The following is an 18,299-nucleotide window of genomic DNA, read 5'->3' on the forward strand; positions in this document are numbered from 1 at the left end:
TTTGAGTAAGATTGTTCATTTATTTAATTATTTGATAATCAATTAAATATACGGATTTTTATCCAATTGAACAATCTTTTTTTTATTTAATTCCTAAATGCACAACAGGTAAGAATAACAATTTATGAGTAAAATAGTATCGAATATTTTGGTGATGACGCTTCTTGCCTTAGCCGGTATTTTCATGGGCAGTTGCGACGATGGAGCAGATCTCGTTGATGATATTACGGTTCCTATTCCCTTTACAGTTCCTGTTAGTTTAGAAACAGATTTAGCTCTAACAACCGTAAGCACCGATGAATTTGTAAGCTATCCCGAGATCCCGGTCAACGTGGATATAGAAGCCAAAATAAAGGAAAAATACCCGGAGCTATCCATCAGCAATTTGAAATCGGGACAACTGGACAGTTTCAGTATCGAATATATTTCGTCAGCCGGCGGCACCCAGCTGAATGCCATCAAGGATGCAGAGCTGTACATCAAAACACCAGTGTTGCCGGCCCTTCTCGTTGCAAAAAGTTTGGGCAATATCAATCCCACAGCCATCAGTTTCGTACCCGAACCAGAGGTAGAACTTCTGGAATATTTGAAATCCAAAGAGAACTCCTATGTTCTCAGAATCAGAGGATCAGTCGTAGCATCGGATTCTATAAAAATTAAAGTGAATTCTGCATTCCAAACGGTCGTGGGATTATGATAGATTAAAGAAAAAAGCAACAGCTGCTTCATTCAAAAACCAGATTGTTTTGGATGGCCATAGATTTCAGCTCCGTTTCTTCCCATTCTTTTTCAGCATTACTTTTCAACGTGATGCCGCCACCCACGAAAAGGAAAGCGTAATTTTTGAAAAAACTGGCGCAGCGCAAATTTACAAAATAGTAGACAAAATCATCCGTCTCCACCTTGATGTAGCCGGCATAAAATTCTCGGTTAAAATGCTCAATACTTTTGATTCCTTGCGCGCAAAGCTCCTTGGGGAAGCCGCAAACCGCCGGAGTGGGATGCAGTTCGGAGATGATCTTGTCCAAACTTTCCGGACTGATCTCTGCAGAAAAATCGGTTTTCAAATGTTTGAGATTGCCCGAAATTAAATCTTTAGTAGAAGAAATTTTCAGGTTTGAAGAGAATTTTCTCAAGATCGAGTGAATATAATCCGTCACTGCTTTTTGTTCCTCGATTTCTTTATCCGTCCACGTTTCGTCCAATGGTAGTGTTCCGGCGACGCTCATCGTTTCGAAAGTATTGGTTTTCTTGTCGAATTTGCCCAAGACCTCAGAAAATCCGCCCATCCAAATTTCGTTGTTTTTTTCGAAAAGATAGCAAAATGCAGTAGGGTAGCTATCGCAGAATTTTAGGAAACTTTTCGTCAAAGACAATTTCCGCTGAACATCGATATCCAAGTACATTAGTAATTTTCTCCTCGAAAGCACCAGTTTTTTTAGCTTATTTTTCTCAATGAAATCTTTTGCCTGAGCTATTTTTAAAGCATACGATTCCTGATTTTCTTTCCCAATTTCTATCAAGGGACTTTTGTTTTTGGGGGAGATATTTTGTCCTTCGATCTCTTGACGAGTAACATTTTTGATGGAACCCTTGAAGTCCAAAACGGTTTTGCAATCAAAGCTCACGAAGGACACTTTCTGTTCCGAAGCGTTGTCCACGGTGTGAAAAACCTCAGAATCGGGCAGTCTGAATACGAGCATATTTTTCGGAGAAATAATTAGACTTTGCCGACGGGTATTATGTTGTTCGTCATCGTGGTATGGCTGATGAGATGGCCTTTTTCATCGCGGATTTCGATTTGCGAAACGTGCAGTGTGCTGCCCTTGCGGATGAAAGTGGCCGTTCCCGTGACCACGCCTTCCCGTATTGCCCGAAGATGATTGCTGTTGATATTGATGCCTACGGGGACAGATTTAGTAATGTCGAGATCGATCAGCGACAGACAGGAGCCTAAAGTCTCGGCCAAGACACACGTTGCTCCGCCGTGCATTATGCCATAAGGCTGATGAACAGTGGGGGTTACCGGCATCGTGGCCGTAAGAGAATTTTCTGAGACATCGGTGTAAACGATGCTTACAGTTTCGGCTAAAGTGTTTTTATTGGCCTTGTTCAGGCGGTTTAGGATTTCGGTTTTTTTGGCATCGTCCATTACAATATGATTCTAAAATGTGAGATTGAAGTCGTGGGATTAGTATGAGTTTATAGCTAATAAATTTGCGGATTCCATTTTTCCGGATGTTTGGGCGTAATATCATAGTTGATGTAGAAATCCTGAATTTCCTGCATAATTTCTTCGTAGGAGTGCGTTTGCAATTTCTCGTAAGGAATGATATAACCCAAGTTGATGGTTTTCCTTTTGTAGTCGCCGCCGGACAAAACGATTGGTACTTTGGCTGCCAGTGCCATATTGTAAAATCCTTTTCGCCATTTCGGAACCCAACTGCGCGTTCCTTCGGGCGTGATGACAAGGCTGAAATCATCTTTTTTGAACTCGTTGGCGACAAAATTTACCAAATCATTTTTCTGCGACCTGTCGATCCCGATACCGCCAAGAGCTTTTACGATACCGCCATAGAACGCTTTGGTGTGCTCGTCTTTGATGATGACTTTCAGCTTTTTACCGAGAGCCCAGTACGCCAGATTGCCCAGAATATATTCGCTGTTGTCGGTATGAGGTGCCACCACGAGGACACATCTGTCGAGATTGTTCACGTCGCCTTGCAGTACGATTTTCCAACCGAGTAATTTTAGGATGGTTTTTCCCAAGAATTTTTTCATAAACAAAAAATAAAGTACAGCCACAAAGCTATACTTTACAAATTTACAAAATATGTTTAGTTTCTAAGAAATATCGGGATATTCTTTACACTTAAAAAAGACCGGTGAAAAAATCGACCAGCTTGATGGCGATGGCAATGATGACTTGTATCATTTTTTTGGAATTTATTTGGTTTTTAAAATTAATTTCCTCATACAAATTTAGAAATAATTTTGTGAAATTAATTGTATTGAAGTTAAAATTATATTAAGTCTTGAAACGCAGCGGGCTCATTTCTTAAAAAAGAATTATAGAAAAGCGGAAAGTTTATGTTTTTTTGTCCGTTTTCGCCGCCTTTATTGTCCGATTATTTGGTTTTGATGTTGATTTCTTTCTTGCCATCTTTGATATTGATGTTGAGATCTTCGATGGATTTCTTCACTTTTTCGTCAACTTTCAATCGGTCCAGAACGGCATCTGCCGAATCTTGAGAATAGTATTTTCCGTTGATTTTCACGCTGTCGCTTTCGTCAGAATTGTACTCAATCGTCGTTCCGTTGATGTTGATTTTGTTTTTCTCCACTGTGATTCCGTTGTTGTTATCAGAATTGTTGTCATCATCGTCGCTCTCATTGTTTACATAAACTTCATATTCTTTTTCATTAATGATTTTTGTGTTTTTGGGAACTACAAGTTCATAATTCACTCTATAATCTCTGAAACGGAATTCGTATGGATATTCGAAATAATTTGGTAAAACGATTCTGTTCCCTACGATTTGCACCGGCACTTTCATTTTAAGAGGTTGGTTATAGCCGTCTGCTTCTTTTTTCACGATGAGATAAGGCGTTTTAATATTGTCTTTTCTCGTGATTTCCACACTTGGATGATCTCTTTTGAAAATGGTAATTTTATCCGAATAGATTTCATCAAAGTAAGTTTTAAAATTCTCAGGGATTTCTACTTTTTTGCTGTCCAGATATATGGTGTCGTTTGCATTGGGTGCGGTGATAGAGATGTTCTCATAATCCTCATTTTCTCCGCTGTAAGCAAAGTTGAATCGGGAGGCATTTGCTGCTAATACGCCTATTAAAATAATCCAAATGATTCCCAAAGTTCCCAAAACCGGGGCCACATAATTGAACTTCGTTTTCGGCGAGAATAATTTGATCGATAATAATAAGAACGCAACGCCGAAAATAATGGTTGGCAAAGCCGCAATGGCTAATATTAAATAGCCCATATTATTTTCCTCAAGATAGAATCCCAAGTTGTTATCGATCCCGAATTTTCCTGTACCGTACGCAAACGTCATTGCGAAAAGTCCGATGAAACAGCCTGCGGCCATCATGGCCAGGCAGATTGCAAGAGCATATTTCAGGATTTTGAGGATGGTATCTCCGGCAGAATTTATTGTGGGTTTGTTGTCTTTATAGATTTCGCCCGCTCTCGTCGAGGTTTCGTTGGCAAACTGCACGATTTTCCCTGACTCTTCTTTCAGATTATCGAAGTTCAAAGGTTTCCCTTTCATTTTCAAAAAATCCGAAGCTGATTCTGCTTTTGGTAATACCGCCCAAAGAATAAAATAGAGGATCACAACTAAAAATGAAGAACCTGGCGCAACCCAAAGAAAAAGAAAAGCCGCTATCCAGATCAATCTCATCCAGCTGATTTCCATCCCAAAATACGCGGCCAAACCGGCACAGACCCCGGCAATCTTTTGTCTTTCCGGATCTCGGAACAACTGCTTTTGAGAATTTGTGCTGTAGGAAAAAGCACCGCCCGTTTTGGATTGTTTTTGTTTTCCTTCGGAGAAATAAGCTTCTTCCTGTTCGTCAATCTGTTCCGGCGTTCCGATTTGAGCAATTACTTTTTCAACATCAGAATCATTGATGACTTCTCGCTTTCCAAGCGTTTCTTTGAAGATCTCCACCATTCTGATTTCGATGTCGTGCATCACTTCCTCTGCTTCCGAGGCGTCCAGAGAATTGCGAAGCGCGCTGAGATAATCGCTTAGTTTTATGTAAGCCAACTCGTCTATCGTAAAGGAAAAACCGGCCAGCGCTATTGAAATTGTTTTGTTCATAATATTAGTTTTGAGCGTTTGAGATTATTTGGTTTACAGAATCTGTCAGTTCTTGCCACGTCGTTTTCAGTTCGTTGAGGAAGAGTGTCCCCTTTTCGGTAATCTGATAGTACTTTCTGGGTGGTCCGCTTGTAGATTCTTCCCATCTGTACGCGAGGAATTCGCCATTTTTCAATCGGGTTAGGAGCGGATAAAGTGTTCCCTCTACCACATCCAGTTTTCCTTTTTTGAGCGATTCTATGAGATCCGAAACATACATTTCGCGCTGTTGGATCAGGCTCAAAATACAGAATTCCAGAATTCCTTTGCGCATCTGCGCCTTTGTGTTCTCGGTATTCATATTAATTGGTTTGGTTCAAATTTCAAGTTTTCGCAAATGTTTTTTTCAAATCTTACATCACAAACATCGTTCTCTAACTTTACATTGCAAAGATATGTAATCTAAAAGGTATTGTGCAATACAAAGTACCAAATATTTTTAAATTAAATAGTTAATAGGTTGATTTTCAGGATTAAAATTTTTTTTAAATTTTAACTAAACAAAACGTTTGCCTAAATAACCACTATATTTTAGAAGTATTCTCAAAAAAAAGCGTTTTAAATTTGTCAATCTCAAATGTTTTCATATTTTCGTAAAAGATTTATAAAAAAAAAATGAATTTTACAACCACCACCACTTCTTCTACAACGACTCCAACCGCAGTTGGCAGAAAGGTGTGTATGTGAAAATTAAACATTGCAACAATACAAAAAGCCTTTCTGAACTTCCAGAAAGGCTTTTTTATGTGAAACTATCACTAAAAAACACAAATGAAAGTATTAAAATTTGGAGGAACTTCCATCGGAAGTTTGGACGCTGTAAACAATGTAAAACTAATCGTTGAAAAGGAATTCAGTAAAAAAGAACCTTTACTCGTGGTTTGCTCGGCTTTTTCCGGAGTTACAAATGCTCTTTTATCGGCTGCCGAAGCGGCTTTAGCGCAAAATGACTTTGCAGAGATTCTTAAAAAGGCAGAAGATAAGCATTATCAAATCATCTCGGGATTATTGCCAAGAACTTTGCAAAATCCCTTATTAATGATGGTAAAAGTGAGTTTCAACGAGGTAGAAGATATTCTTTTCAGCATCAAAAATCTCGAAGAATTGTCTGATAGAATCAAGGACAGACTGCTGGCGTACGGCGAACAATTGTCTAATAAAATCATTGCGACTTATCTGCAATCGGGGGATTTCCCGGCGAGTTACCAAGATGCAAGAGAACTGATTATCACCGATTCCAACTTCGGAAATGCCGCAGTAGATTTTATTAAAACTAATGAAAATCTAAGAAATTGGAACTTGGAAAATCAAATTTATGTCGTCACAGGTTTTATTGCAAAAGATAAAAATAACGATACCACAACCCTTGGCAGAGGCGGCTCCGATTACACGGCCGCAGTTTTGGCAGCGGGTTTGCAAGCTGAGGAAATTCAAATATGGACCGACGTCGATGGTTTTATGACGGCCGATCCGCGGTTGGTCAAAAATGCTTTTTCCCAGCCCGAACTCAGCTATCAGGAAGCGATGGAAATGTCCTATTTTGGCGCCAAAGTCATCTATCCGCCCACAATGATTCCGGCAATCGAAAGCCAAATTCCAATTTATATCAAGAATACTTTCAATCCGGAAAATCCAGGCACCTTGATTCATCAAAAATCCGAAGTTTCCAAAGGTTTAATCAAAGGAATCGTCTCCATCGAGAAAACTTGTCTCATTAATATCACCGGAAACGGAATGATTGGGATGAAGGGTTTCAGCGGCAGATTGTTCAACGCGCTGGCGAGATATGATGTCAATGTAATCTTGATTACACAAGCAAGTTCGGAACACAGCATCTCGTTTGTGGTCAATTTTGACGATGAGAAAAAAGCGGAAAAAGCCATCCAAGAGGAATTTTATTTTGAAATGAATGCCAATAAAATCGACCCGCCACAAATCGATAACGAGCTCAGTATTTTGTCCGTCGTTGGCGAGAATATGAAAAAAACGCGCGGCATCAGCGGTAAATTTTTCAGTGCTTTGGGTAAAAATGGCATCAATATTATCGCCATCGCGCAAGGATCATCGGAGATAAATATTTCGGCCGTAATTGAACGAAATGAACTTTCAAAAGCCTTGAATGTGGTTCACGATTCGCTTTTGCTTTCACCTGTGAAAACCTTCAATGTGATGTTTGCCGGAACCGGAAATATCGGTAAAGCCTTATTCCGTCAGTTGGAAAGAGAAGCAGAGAATCTTGAGAAAAATCATCAGATTAAAATCAATGTGGTTGGCGTTACCAATAGTCGGAAAATGATCATTTCCGAAAATGAAAGTCTGAATTTTAATTTGAATGAAATTTTAGATAAAAACTTACAAGATGCTAATCTTGAATTGTTTATAAGTTTGGTTTCTGAAAAAAATCTACCCAATCTGGTCTTCGTGGACAATACCTCAAGCGACGAGGTGGTGCAGCTTTATCCGCGGTTGTTTAACAACAATATTTCAGTCGTAACTTGTAATAAAAAAGGAAATTCTTCCGGCTACCAGCAGTACAGCCAATTCAAAAAACTTGCGAAAAAAAACAACGTTAGTTTTTTGTACGAAACCAATGTGGGCGCAGGCCTTCCGATCATCAAAACACTCAACGACCTTTGGATTTCAGGAGACGAAATCCTGAAAATCGAAGCCATTCTTTCCGGAACGATTTCCTATATTTTTAATAATTATGTGGGCGAAAAAACTTTTGCAGAAGTCGTGAAGACGGCGCAAGAATTAGGCTTTACAGAACCCGATCCGAGAGATGACCTCAACGGAATGGATTTCTCCAGAAAAATGCTGATTCTGGGGAGAGAAATTGGCTTACCTTTGGAAATGTCCGATGTAGAGATCCAAGATTTTCTGCCGAAAGCTTGCCTCAACGCAGGTTCGATTCCAAGTTTTTATGAAGAGCTGGAAAAGAACGAAACTTACTTTTTATCATTGAAAAATGAAGCAGAAAGTTCTGGCAAAAAACTCAGATTAATTGGCGTTTTGGAAGAAGGAAAAATCAGCATCGAAGTGAAAATGGTAGATGCCAAGCATCCTTTTTTTAGCCTATCGGGCAGCGATAATATTATTTCGTTCACCACGTCACGATACCGAAATACACCGTTGGTCGTGAAAGGTCCGGGTGCAGGAGCAGAAGTTACCGCAGCTGGTGTTTTTGCAGATTTGGTACGAGTTACAGCTCAGTAATTTTAATTTTTATTCAAACCTTCAAGGTTTCAAAAACCTTGAAGGTTTAACTAATACAAAAGAAAAATATGTCTATAAATACCATAAAAGTTTTCGCTCCGGCAACAGTTGCCAACGTCGTTTGTGGTTATGATATTCTCGGTTTAACTAAATACAAAAGAAAAATATGTCTATAAATACCATCAAAGTTTTCGCTCCGGCAACCGTTGCCAACGTCGTTTGTGGTTATGATATTCTCGGTTTCGCCATCGATAAACCGTGCGACGAAATCATTCAAACCTTCAAGGTTTCAAAAACCTTGAAGGTTTAACTAGTACAAAAGAAAAATATGTCTGTAAATACCATCAAAGTTTTCGCTCCGGCAACCGTTGCCAACGTCGTTTGTGGTTATGATATTCTCGGTTTCGCCATAGATGAACTAGGCGACGAAATCGTTCAAACCTTCAAGGTTTCAAAAACCTTGAAGGTTTAACTAATACAAAAGAAAAATATGTCTATAAATACCATAAAAGTTTTCGCTCCGGCAACCGTTGCCAACGTCGTTTGTGGTTATGATATTCTCGGTTTTGCCATCGATGAACCGGGCGATGAAATCATTCAAACCTTCAAGGTTTCAAAAACCTTGAAGGTTTAACTAAATACAAAAGAAAAATATGTCTATAAATACCATCAAAGTTTTCGCTCCGGCAACCGTTGCCAATGTCGTTTGTGGTTATGATATTCTCGGTTTCGCCATAGATGAACCGGGCGACGAAATCATCTTAAGCAAAAATAATTCCCACCAAATCGCTATTACCAAAATCGAAGGCGATGGCGGGAAACTGCCGAAGAACCCGGACAAAAATGTAGTTTCGCACGTTATCAGATTATTTCTGAAAAAAATAAATTCAGATCAAGGAATTGACATCGAACTCTACAAAAAAATGCCACTCAACAGCGGAATGGGTTCCAGCGCAGCGAGTAGCGTGGCCGCTTTGGTCGCTATCAACGAGCTAATGGGAGCACCATTTTCCAGACAAGAATTGCTTCCGCTCGCAATGGAAGGAGAACGCATCGCCTGTGGCAATGCCCACGCCGATAATGTCGCGCCGGCACTGTTGGGCGGATTGGTTTTAGTCAGAAGTTATGAGCCGTTGGATGCCCTCAGACTCCCTTATCCAAAGGATTTATCGGTAGTTTGTGTCCATCCATACGTGGATGTTCCCACGGGCGAGGCACGGAAAATTATCAAAGAGAGAATCAGCTTGAAATCTGCCGTTCAGCAATGGGGAAATATCGCCGGCTTGGTTGCCGGATGTTGCACCAACGATCTCGGTTTGGTTGGCCGAAGTCTCGAAGATGTCATCATAGAGCCGGTTCGCGCGATGTTGATTCCGTATTTTTACGAGATGAAGCAGTTCGCTTTGGACAGCGGCGCAATTGGATTTGGAATTTCGGGTTCGGGTCCGTCGGTTTTTGCTTTGTGTGGAAATATGGAAATTGCAGAAGTTATTTCACAAAAAATCAAAGAATTACTCAGCCAAAAAAATATAGAAAGCGAATCTTTCGTTACAAAAATCAACGAAGACGGCGCAAGAGTCATTAGTTAAAATTTGGGCAGCTTTTTCCGCCTTCCGTACCCAAACTTTTTTGCACAAGATTTTAGTTTAATAAGAAATTAAGTATAAGCATAAAAGGATTTCCACTCAAACCTAACGAAGTGGTTCATCGATTCAAATAAATAAAATAAAAAAGATGAGATAAGTCCGGCTGCAGATTCAACGTAAAACAAGTTTTGTTATTAAACCCAAGAGAGCTTAAAATTTAATTTCTTTGCTGAGCTTAAGCGCCTTTGCGAGCCTTAAAAATATTTTCAATAAGATTAAAAAAAATCTTTGCGGACTTTGCGTTAATTTTTTTTGTTAATCATAAGCAATCATTAATTTTTAATCAATTATCAATTATCAATTATCAATTATCCATCATCCATCATTCAGAAAATGAAATATATATCAACAAGAAAACAGGAAGAAACCAATATAAAAACTGCCATCCTAAAAGGTTTAGCCGATGACGGTGGACTTTTTATGCCGGAATATATTCCGCAATTGGATGCTGAGTTTTTTGAAAATTTGCCCAATCTAAGTTTGCAGGAAATCGGTTTCCGAGTAGCAAAAGAATTTCTCGGCGAATCAATTTCCGATGAAAACTTAAAAGAAATCATCGATGAAGTTTTAAACTTCGAAATTCCGGCGGTGAAAATTTCGGATAATATTTATGCACTGGAATTATTTCACGGTCCAACGATGGCTTTCAAAGATGTCGGCGCGAGATTTATGGCCCGAATGATGGCTTATTTCTCCGAAGGAAAACCGATGAAAGTGATTGCTGCAACTTCCGGCGACACGGGAAGTGCGGTGGCATCGGGGTTTTTCAATGTTTTTGGAATTGAGGTTTACATTCTTTATCCGAAAGGAAAAGTGAGCCCGTTGCAAGAAAAACAACTCACGACTTGGGGCGGAAATATCAAAGCTCTGGAAATCGATGGCACTTTTGATGATTGTCAGACCTTAGCAAAACAAATTTTGTCCGACGAAGAACTGAATCAAAAATTCACTTTGACATCGGCGAACAGCATTAATATCGCGCGTTTGATTCCGCAATCGTTTTATTATTTCTGGGCATTTGCTCAACTTCAGAATTTAGGAAAACCAATCGTTTTCTCAGTTCCGAGTGGGAATTTTGGAAATTTGACCGCCGGACTTTTTGCTAAGAAAATGGGCTTGCCAATTCAGCAATTCATCGCTTCAACCAATGCAAATGATGTGGTTCCAAAGTTTTTAGAAAGCGGGCATTACGAAGCAAAACTATCAAAACAAACCATCAGTAATGCAATGGACGTTGGCAATCCGAGCAATTTTGAAAGAATGAAAAGTCTCTTTAATAATGATGTTTCGGAATTCAGAAAAGAGATTGAAGCTTATTCTTTTTCGGATGACGAAACGAAAAAGGCGATGATAAAGGTGAAAAAGGATTTCGGTTATACTTTGGATCCGCACGGCGCGGTTGCTTATTTGGGACTGGAAACTTTTAGGAAGTCCTTCGACTCCGCTCCGGATGACAAAAATGCCTTATTAGATAAAGATTTTATTGGGGTTTTATTGGAAACGGCTCATCCTGCAAAGTTTGTAGAAGTAGTAGAAAATGTTTTGAAGGAGAAAATCGAAATACCGGAAAAGCTGGAAGCGTTCCGTAAAAAGGAGAAACGATCGGTGGAATTTGCTGTGGATTTTGAGTTGGTGAAAGAATTTTTGATGGAATAGAAATAGGTTTAAAAGTGATTTCTACTAAAAATTGTTTGACATACCGTTTCTAATCCCAAATAAAATCCTATCTTTGCACCCGAATTACATAATAATCATTTAAATAATATTGGAATGTATCTAACACCGGAAAAAAAGTCAGAAATTTTCGCAAAGCACGGAAAATCTGCAAACGACACAGGAAGCGCTGAAGGACAAGTGGCTCTATTCACTTACAGAATCAACCACCTTTCGGAACATTTGAAAGCCAATCGCCACGATTTCGCAACAGAGAGATCATTGGTAAAATTGGTAGGAAAGAGAAAGTCTCTTCTCGATTATTTGAAACAGAAAGATATTTCCAGATACAGAGCGATCATCGCTGAATTGGGAATCAGAAAATAAAATACGCTTTCAAACGCACAAGGTTGAGATAAATTAAGAAGAGTTCGGCATCTGCCGGACTCTTTCTTTTTGTGGATTTTTTCTCTTCTTATTTCTTGATAAATTTCACAATATAAGTTTCGTTGCCCAGGATCTTTAGTCTAATAAAATAAACGCCGGCTGCAAGGCTTGAAATGTCAATTTTATCGCCTTCCCAATTATTTTTTGAAATAGTTTTCCCGGATTGATCAATCACTTCGTAGGCCGTGAAATTCTTGTCGGATTCGATATTAATATAATCCTGAACCGGATTTGGAAAAATCTTCACGACGGTTATTTTCTTCGTAGGATCATTTACTGCCAAGAGACAAGCCGGCGGATTGGAAATTAATCCGGCGCTAAAATCATAAAATAATGTATTTTCTGTTTCTAAATACGGTGTACTTTGATAAAGAGGATCTAAATAAGAAAATCTACAATTATCAAACACAAAGCCGGACTTGTAATACCCGTAAGTGTATTTATACCATCCTTCACAATTAGCATCGGTCATGGGTAGTCCATATAAATAATCCACCATTGTTGAAGGATCAATTCTCATTGGAAAAACACAAGCAGTGGTCCAAGTTGAGGGTGGTTTGAAGTAAACCGTTTGTTGGGGTAACGGTCCATAATAAAAAGTTCTGGTGAAAATTGCGCTATTTCCAATTTTAGCTTTCAAAACTGTATTTTGGATAATGGTTACATTCATAATGTTAACTCCCGACGGCGAGTTGATGGTAGGATCCGTGCCATCGGTGGTATAATAGATGGTGCCACTTCCGGAGATCGTGGCGGTATAAGGCGTCAGACCGTGGTTTTCATAAGGTTCAAAAGTGATTTGAGCAAAAATTGGTTGGAAGACGGTCAACAAATAAAAAAGTAGCAATTTTTTCATATAATTAATTTTATTTGGTTCGGTCAAATTTAAGTAATTTTAATAATCGGGCTTGTATTTTTCGAATAATTTAATAAATTGGTTCCATATTACCAAAATTCATTTTCCACTGAGGTCAAGTGCGAGGAACTCAAATTTCTATCGCCCAATCAGCTGTCCATTGTTCATTAATTTCCAACTTCAATATCCCAAATTTCTCCGTCAATTCCTGATTATGATCTTCAAAATCTGCAATTCCATGCCAAGGTTCCAGGCAAACAAAATCTGCATTTTTCGCTGCCCAGATTCCGAAATAAGGAAAGTTTGAAAAGGTGAAAATAACCTTGTGATCGTTCTGATTATTTCTCAACATCAATTCTTTACTTTTCATATTCGTCATTACCAAAGCATCTTGGTAGAATAAGTCGTAAGAAAGCGAAAGCGTTTTATTTTTGAGTTCGATCGTTTTTGTTTTTTTACTAATTAGATTATTAACCAAAGGATGAATTTCCAACTTGTCATCATCAGAGAAAGCGATTTCGTAATCATCATATTTCAATCCATTCTTTGTATCAATCGCAAATCCCGGATGCGCGCCCAGCGAAAAATACAGTTCTTTTTCGGACTTGTTTTTCACATTGTAAGAAACCGTCAACTTGTTTTCAAATAATGTATATTTAATTTCCAAACTGAAATTGAAAGGATATAATTTCAAAGTTTCATCATCAGATTTTAATTGAAAAATCGCTTCATTTTCAGAAGAGTTTTTCACTTCGAAGATTTTTCTTCGGGCAAAACCGTGCCTCGGCATTTCGTAAGTTTGGCCATCAAATAGATATTGATCGTCTTTCAGCGCGCCCACTATCGGAAACAGCACAGGACTTTGCCCGCTCCAAAAATTGGGATTTCCTTCCCAGATGATTTCTTTTTCGGTTTCAAGATCGATAAGCGAAACGAGTTCTGCACCCAGTTCGTTGAAGGTGGCTTTAAGTTTTTCGTTTTGAATGATAATCATTGTCCTTTATTTATTGAATTACAAATATCTAAATTAATCTTGATTTCTGATTTAAAACAAAGTCTAAAATCCAAGTTCTAATTTTATAATATAATAAATTCCTAAATTGCCGTTTTATAAGCAATAATGAAAGGTTTCAATTTTCTGAAAAGGATCAACAGTTGGGTGGTATATTTTATACTCACGGCTATCGTTTTTGGGATTGCAATCTCGTCTTTCATTTTGATCGATCAATTACGAAAACAGGAAATCAAAAAAGTAGAACTGATTGCCACCGCTCTCAAAGTCTACACCGACGACGAAATCTCCGCCGATCCCAGGATTCAGGAGTTGTATCTGGCTGTGATGCAAGACAATACGAACATCCCGATTATCGTAACCGACGAAAATAAGACCCCGGTTTTCCAAGCCAACGTTCCCGCACATATAGAACAGGATCCTGCAAAACTGAAAAGTTTCATCGCGAAAATGGAAAATTCCTATGAGCCTTTTGTGGTAGAGTTGCCGTCGGGGCAGAAGCAATATATCTATTACGACAACTCGGATTTGCTCAATTATTTTCGATTTTATCCTTATGTCATCGCGTTGTTCATCGGTGCTTATTTGATTTTTTCTTTCTGGTTCCTTAGAACTTTGAAAAAAACCGACGAAGGTTTTCTCTGGGCAGGTTTGGCCAAGGAAACAGCGCATCAGATCGGGACGCCGTTGTCATCGATGATTGGCTGGGTCGAGATGATGAAGCTGGAAGACGAAAACGGGCTCGGCGTCAAAGAACTTGAGAAAGATGTGGATCGGCTGAAAACCATCTCCGAAAGATTCTCAAAAATCGGCTCTGTGCCGGAACTCAACGACCTCGATATTAATGAAACCGTGCAACAGAATTTTGATTATTTGAAATCCAGAATTTCTACCAAAGTCGTCTTCACTTTGAAAAAAACCTACGAGCCGGTTCTGATTCCGCACAGCAGGATCCTTATGAGTTGGGTGATTGAAAACTTAATAAAAAACGCGGTAGATGCGATGAAAGGCGAAGGAAAACTGGAGTTGGCGCTTTACAAGAAAAACAGAAATGTCTATATTGATGTCACCGATACCGGAAGCGGAATGACCAAGCAGCAAGTCCGAAATGCCTTCAAACCAGGATTTTCCACCAAAAAACGCGGGTGGGGATTGGGACTTTCATTGACCAAGAGGGTTATCACTGAATATCACAAAGGCGAAGTGAAAATTGCCAGTTCTGAAGTGGGGAAAGGAACAACTTTCAGGATTGTTTTGAGGGAGAAACAGAAAGGGTAATCGTTCCAAATTCATCTTGATTTCAAAATCCTTATCTTTGCCGATTGAAACCGGAAAATGAGCCGAAACTCAAATTAAATTTCAATTTTCCCAGCCTATACTTAAATAAATTTTCCCAAATGAACCATCCAGATTCCAAATGTTTGTATCATATAACCAGAACATTATGGATGCACCATCAGACCTTAAAAAAATAATTAAATTCAGATGAAAACCACTTTTGCAGACTTCGATTTACCGGAAAAGATTCTGGATGTATTGGCCGATCTCAACCTTTTCGAACCCACGCCGATTCAAGAAAAAAGTTTTGGACCGATACTTTCCGGGCGCGACGTGATGGGAATTGCCCAAACAGGAACCGGTAAAACTTTGGCCTACACGCTTCCCGTGCTGAAAACCTGGAAATACAACAAGAGCGGCAATCCCACAGTGTTGGTTTTGGTGCCAACCAGAGAATTGGTGGTTCAGGTAACGGAAGTGATCGCAAAAATGACAGAGAATCTGACCGCAAGAGTCATCGGAATTTATGGTGGGAAAAACATCAACACGCAGAAATTATTGTTCAATGACGGATGCGACATCTTGGTGGGAACGCCGGGCCGGGTAATGGACTTGGCAATTGACAATGCGATTTCTCTGAAAGAAGTAAACAAACTGATCATCGATGAATTTGATGAAATGCTCAATCTCGGTTTCCGTCCTCAGCTGACGCACATTTTCGAAATGATGAAAGAGAAAAGACAAAACATTCTTTTTTCTGCGACTATGACCGATGCAGTAGATGCTTTACTGAACGAATATTTCGCCAGCCCAATCGAGATTTCGCTCGCAAGATCTGGAACGCCGTTGGAAAAGATTGCACAATCTGCAGTTCCGGTTGAGAATTTCAATACCAAACTGAATTTGTTAATTCATCTCCTTAAAACGGAAACAGACCTTGAAAAAATTCTAATTTTCGCAAATAATAAAAAACACGCCGACTTAATTTTTGAAAAACTGAATGTAGAATTTCCGGATCAATTTGGTGTCATCCATTCGAACAAATCTCAGAATTTCAGGTTGAGAGTAATGCAGGACTTCACCAATGAAAAATTGCGAGGCGTTATCACCACAGATATAATGGCGCGAGGTCTGGATATTCCGGACGTTTCGCACGTTTTCAACTTCGAGATTCCGGAAGTTCCGGAGCAATATATTCACAGAATTGGCAGAACGGGTAGGGCAGACAAAGATGGGATTGCGATCAGCTTTTTCACCAAAAAAGAAGAAGCTCGGCTTCTGGATATCGAGCTTTTGATGGACAGAGAAATCCAAAAAACCGAGTTTCCGGAAGCAGTTACAATTTCAAAAGTAAAAATCGCATCGGAACAAGAAGAAGTGAAAATGAAATTCTTGACAACTGCCAAACTCAACGAAGGCGACTCTGCATTTCACGAGAAAAAGGACAAAAACAAAAAAGTCAATATGGGCGGGCCGAGCAAAAGAAAAGCACCGAAGAAATTCGGCGCGAACAGAGCTCAGCAAAAGCAAAAGTCCATTGCCAAGAGAAAGAAGTAAATTTTGCTTGCCGGTTTTGCTTCTGAAATTAAACTAATTGTCCGGTAAAATTTGATTTTAAAATCTGATTTTTAATCCTTTATAAATTGTTCAACTGTTTCCTGATTTCCCGCTTTTATTTTGATGAGATAACTACCTTTTGCAAGATCTGAGATATTAAGCTTGCTTTCACTGTCACTTTTAATTAATCTTCCCAAGAAATCATAGATTTCGACTGATGTAATGCGCTGGCCGGTCGAAATATTTATAAAATCTTTCGCCGGATTCGGATAGATTTTTACCCGGATCCTCCGGCCGTCGTTTACCGTAAGCGTTTGATACGTTTTGTAGAAGTTGAGGATGCCGTATCCCTGCTGGTTATTGGGATTTGGATACAGGGAAGCATCCTGTCTCAGCTTTTGTTTCAGTTGGTTGATAGAAGTCGTATTGGGTAGCGACTGCATAAAACAAGCCACGCCTCCGGCTGCCAATGGCGTTGCGAATGAAGTGCCGCTACCGTATCCAGAAGAATTGTTGTAGGCATAATACGTATTGGTTCCTCTTGCGGCGGCGTCCGGTTTTATCACACCCGCAGAGTTAGGTCCATACGACGAAAACCCCGATGAAGCGCCACTGGAGGTCACCGCGCCAATGGTAAATACGCCCGGCGCATCTGCAGGTGCAGAAATATAATGCCAACTGCTCTGACCTTCGTTTCCGGCTGCAATCAAAACAAAAATTCCTTTCTCAGACGCTATTTGTGCGCCTCTGGAGATGAAGGTAGTAGCGCCGTTCATATCAGCATAAGTATAATCATATCGGCTGTCATCAAATTCTGTATAACCCAAAGAAGTGGAGATGATGTCTACGCCTTTTCTGTCGGCCTGTTCTGCTGCTTCTATCCAATAAAGTTGCTCCTCGGGGATTTCTACATCATCATTTTCCGAGGCATAAAGATAAAAGTCGGCGTTGGGAGCCGAGCCCACAAAAGTTCCGTCGATATATCCGCCAATGATTCCCAGGCACATTGCGCCGTGGGAATTGAGCGATGTACTGTAAACATCTGTATGTTTCGAAACAAAGTTGTAGGTATCTTTGATACGGCTCTTCGTGCGTATCCGCCTAAAGGCACTGCCAGTATCCACATAAGGGAAACCAGTATCGATGACTGCAATGGATATTCCGCTGCCCGCAAAACCTGCAATATGCAATTGGCGGAGATTAATTTGCTCAATCTGAGCCAGACTATTTCCATAATTGAAATCATTCATAGGTTCACGATTCGAAAATTCCTCATCAAATTCCTTGAATTTTTCGATCTTTTGAGCTCTTTTGCCGCCATTTGGATTTCTTACAAAACTTTCCACATGATCTACGTAGCTCTGTTGCGATAGAATTTGGATTTGAGCCGGTGTAGCATTCACGGCAACGCCATTCAGCCATTTGGAATAATCTGTCACTGTGAACCCGAGGTTCTGAATATTAGAAATATAAGCGGGTTCGATGGGAGCGTCCTGATCCGTAAGAGCGATGCCGAGGCGCGTTCTCCGGTCAAGAGATTTCTGGGTAAGCTCCGATAGAGGATTAGAAAAGAACGCTGCTTTGTTGGGTTTATCTTTGAAGAAAACGAAAACCAATTCGGTCTGAGCCGCAACTATCAGCGAAAAACTAAGGGTTAAAATTGTAAAGATTTTTCTCACGTTTTGGTAATTTGGATTTTTTTAAACTCATAAATAAATGTAAATTTACAAAATAATGTTTTTGCATTT

Annotated in this window: 18 protein-coding genes; 10 read left to right on the top strand and 8 right to left on the bottom strand. The window is 39.6% G+C overall.

All coding sequences use genetic code 11. The features are described 5' to 3' along the window. Positions 1 to 124: 124 nt before the first annotated feature. Positions 125 to 697 carry a hypothetical protein gene (locus tag DTW91_RS07285; RefSeq protein ID WP_125202732.1) on the top strand — a complete coding sequence of 191 codons (573 nt, stop codon included), beginning with the start codon at positions 125 to 127 and terminating at the stop codon, positions 695 to 697. Between the two features lie 28 nt (positions 698 to 725). Here the strand turns inward: DTW91_RS07285 and DTW91_RS07290 are convergent, their stop codons facing one another. From DTW91_RS07290 to DTW91_RS07310, 5 genes are all read right to left on the bottom strand, one after another. Continuing rightward, the gene (locus DTW91_RS07290; RefSeq protein WP_125202733.1) at positions 726 to 1,703 is read right to left on the bottom strand and encodes a chorismate-binding protein; all 978 of its coding nucleotides are present in this window, start codon (positions 1,701 to 1,703) and stop codon (positions 726 to 728) included. Positions 1,704 to 1,720: 17 nt separating this feature from the next. Then, entirely contained in the window at positions 1,721 to 2,152 is a 432-nt protein-coding gene (locus DTW91_RS07295; protein ID WP_125202734.1) for a PaaI family thioesterase, read from the bottom strand. Between the two features lie 56 nt (positions 2,153 to 2,208). Continuing rightward, entirely contained in the window at positions 2,209 to 2,781 is a 573-nt protein-coding gene (locus tag DTW91_RS07300) for a 1-acyl-sn-glycerol-3-phosphate acyltransferase (protein ID WP_125202735.1), read from the bottom strand. Positions 2,782 to 3,128: 347 nt separating this feature from the next. Next, the gene (locus DTW91_RS07305) at positions 3,129 to 4,847 is read right to left on the bottom strand and encodes a PspC domain-containing protein (protein ID WP_125202736.1); all 1,719 of its coding nucleotides are present in this window, start codon (positions 4,845 to 4,847) and stop codon (positions 3,129 to 3,131) included. Between the two features lie 4 nt (positions 4,848 to 4,851). Then, positions 4,852 to 5,187: a PadR family transcriptional regulator gene (locus tag DTW91_RS07310; protein WP_125202737.1), complete on the bottom strand. Its 336-nt coding sequence runs from the start codon at positions 5,185 to 5,187 to the stop codon at positions 4,852 to 4,854. 470 nt (positions 5,188 to 5,657) lie between these two features. Between DTW91_RS07310 and thrA the strand changes: the two genes are divergently transcribed. From thrA to rpsO, 7 genes are all read left to right on the top strand, one after another. Further along, the gene (gene thrA, locus DTW91_RS07315; RefSeq protein WP_125202738.1) at positions 5,658 to 8,102 is read left to right on the top strand and encodes a bifunctional aspartate kinase/homoserine dehydrogenase I; all 2,445 of its coding nucleotides are present in this window, start codon (positions 5,658 to 5,660) and stop codon (positions 8,100 to 8,102) included. Positions 8,103 to 8,268: 166 nt separating this feature from the next. Continuing rightward, on the top strand, positions 8,269 to 8,412 hold the full coding sequence (locus DTW91_RS07320) for a hypothetical protein (RefSeq protein ID WP_228412682.1): 144 nt from the start codon (positions 8,269 to 8,271) through the stop codon (positions 8,410 to 8,412). A gap of 18 nt (positions 8,413 to 8,430) precedes the next feature. Next, positions 8,431 to 8,574, top strand: coding sequence for a hypothetical protein (locus DTW91_RS07325; protein ID WP_410493725.1), 144 nt, complete (start codon positions 8,431 to 8,433; stop codon positions 8,572 to 8,574). 18 nt (positions 8,575 to 8,592) lie between these two features. Then, positions 8,593 to 8,736 (top strand): hypothetical protein, encoded by a 144-nt coding sequence (locus tag DTW91_RS07330; protein WP_410493726.1) that lies wholly within the window; start codon positions 8,593 to 8,595, stop codon positions 8,734 to 8,736. Between the two features lie 25 nt (positions 8,737 to 8,761). Then, positions 8,762 to 9,691, top strand: a complete 930-nt coding sequence (locus tag DTW91_RS07335) for a homoserine kinase (RefSeq protein ID WP_125202818.1) — start codon at positions 8,762 to 8,764, stop codon at positions 9,689 to 9,691. Positions 9,692 to 10,081: 390 nt separating this feature from the next. Beyond that, positions 10,082 to 11,404: a threonine synthase gene (thrC, locus tag DTW91_RS07340; protein ID WP_125202739.1), complete on the top strand. Its 1,323-nt coding sequence runs from the start codon at positions 10,082 to 10,084 to the stop codon at positions 11,402 to 11,404. Between the two features lie 114 nt (positions 11,405 to 11,518). Beyond that, on the top strand, positions 11,519 to 11,788 hold the full coding sequence (gene rpsO, locus DTW91_RS07345; protein ID WP_125202740.1) for a 30S ribosomal protein S15: 270 nt from the start codon (positions 11,519 to 11,521) through the stop codon (positions 11,786 to 11,788). 88 nt (positions 11,789 to 11,876) lie between these two features. On the opposite strand, the gene DTW91_RS07350 is transcribed toward rpsO, so the two are convergent. After that, the gene (locus DTW91_RS07350; RefSeq protein ID WP_125202741.1) at positions 11,877 to 12,704 is read right to left on the bottom strand and encodes a T9SS type A sorting domain-containing protein; all 828 of its coding nucleotides are present in this window, start codon (positions 12,702 to 12,704) and stop codon (positions 11,877 to 11,879) included. A 130-nt stretch (positions 12,705 to 12,834) separates the two neighbouring features. After that, on the bottom strand, positions 12,835 to 13,698 hold the full coding sequence (locus tag DTW91_RS07355) for an aldose 1-epimerase family protein (protein WP_125202742.1): 864 nt from the start codon (positions 13,696 to 13,698) through the stop codon (positions 12,835 to 12,837). Positions 13,699 to 13,824: 126 nt separating this feature from the next. Here DTW91_RS07355 and DTW91_RS07360 point away from each other — a divergent pair, with 126 nt between their 5' ends. Both DTW91_RS07360 and DTW91_RS07365 read left to right on the top strand, forming a co-directional pair. Further along, complete coding sequence (locus DTW91_RS07360) at positions 13,825 to 14,994, top strand: sensor histidine kinase (RefSeq protein ID WP_125202743.1); 1,170 nt, start codon at positions 13,825 to 13,827, stop codon at positions 14,992 to 14,994. 207 nt (positions 14,995 to 15,201) lie between these two features. After that, a complete protein-coding gene (locus tag DTW91_RS07365) occupies positions 15,202 to 16,551 on the top strand; it encodes a DEAD/DEAH box helicase (protein WP_125202744.1) in 1,350 nt (449 codons plus the stop codon). Between the two features lie 71 nt (positions 16,552 to 16,622). Here the strand turns inward: DTW91_RS07365 and DTW91_RS07370 are convergent, their stop codons facing one another. Further along, the gene (locus DTW91_RS07370) at positions 16,623 to 18,230 is read right to left on the bottom strand and encodes a S8/S53 family peptidase (protein ID WP_125202745.1); all 1,608 of its coding nucleotides are present in this window, start codon (positions 18,228 to 18,230) and stop codon (positions 16,623 to 16,625) included. Positions 18,231 to 18,299 lie beyond the last annotated feature (69 nt).

This window comes from Chryseobacterium sp. SC28, assembly GCF_003932955.1.
Taxonomy (GTDB): domain Bacteria; phylum Bacteroidota; class Bacteroidia; order Flavobacteriales; family Weeksellaceae; genus Epilithonimonas.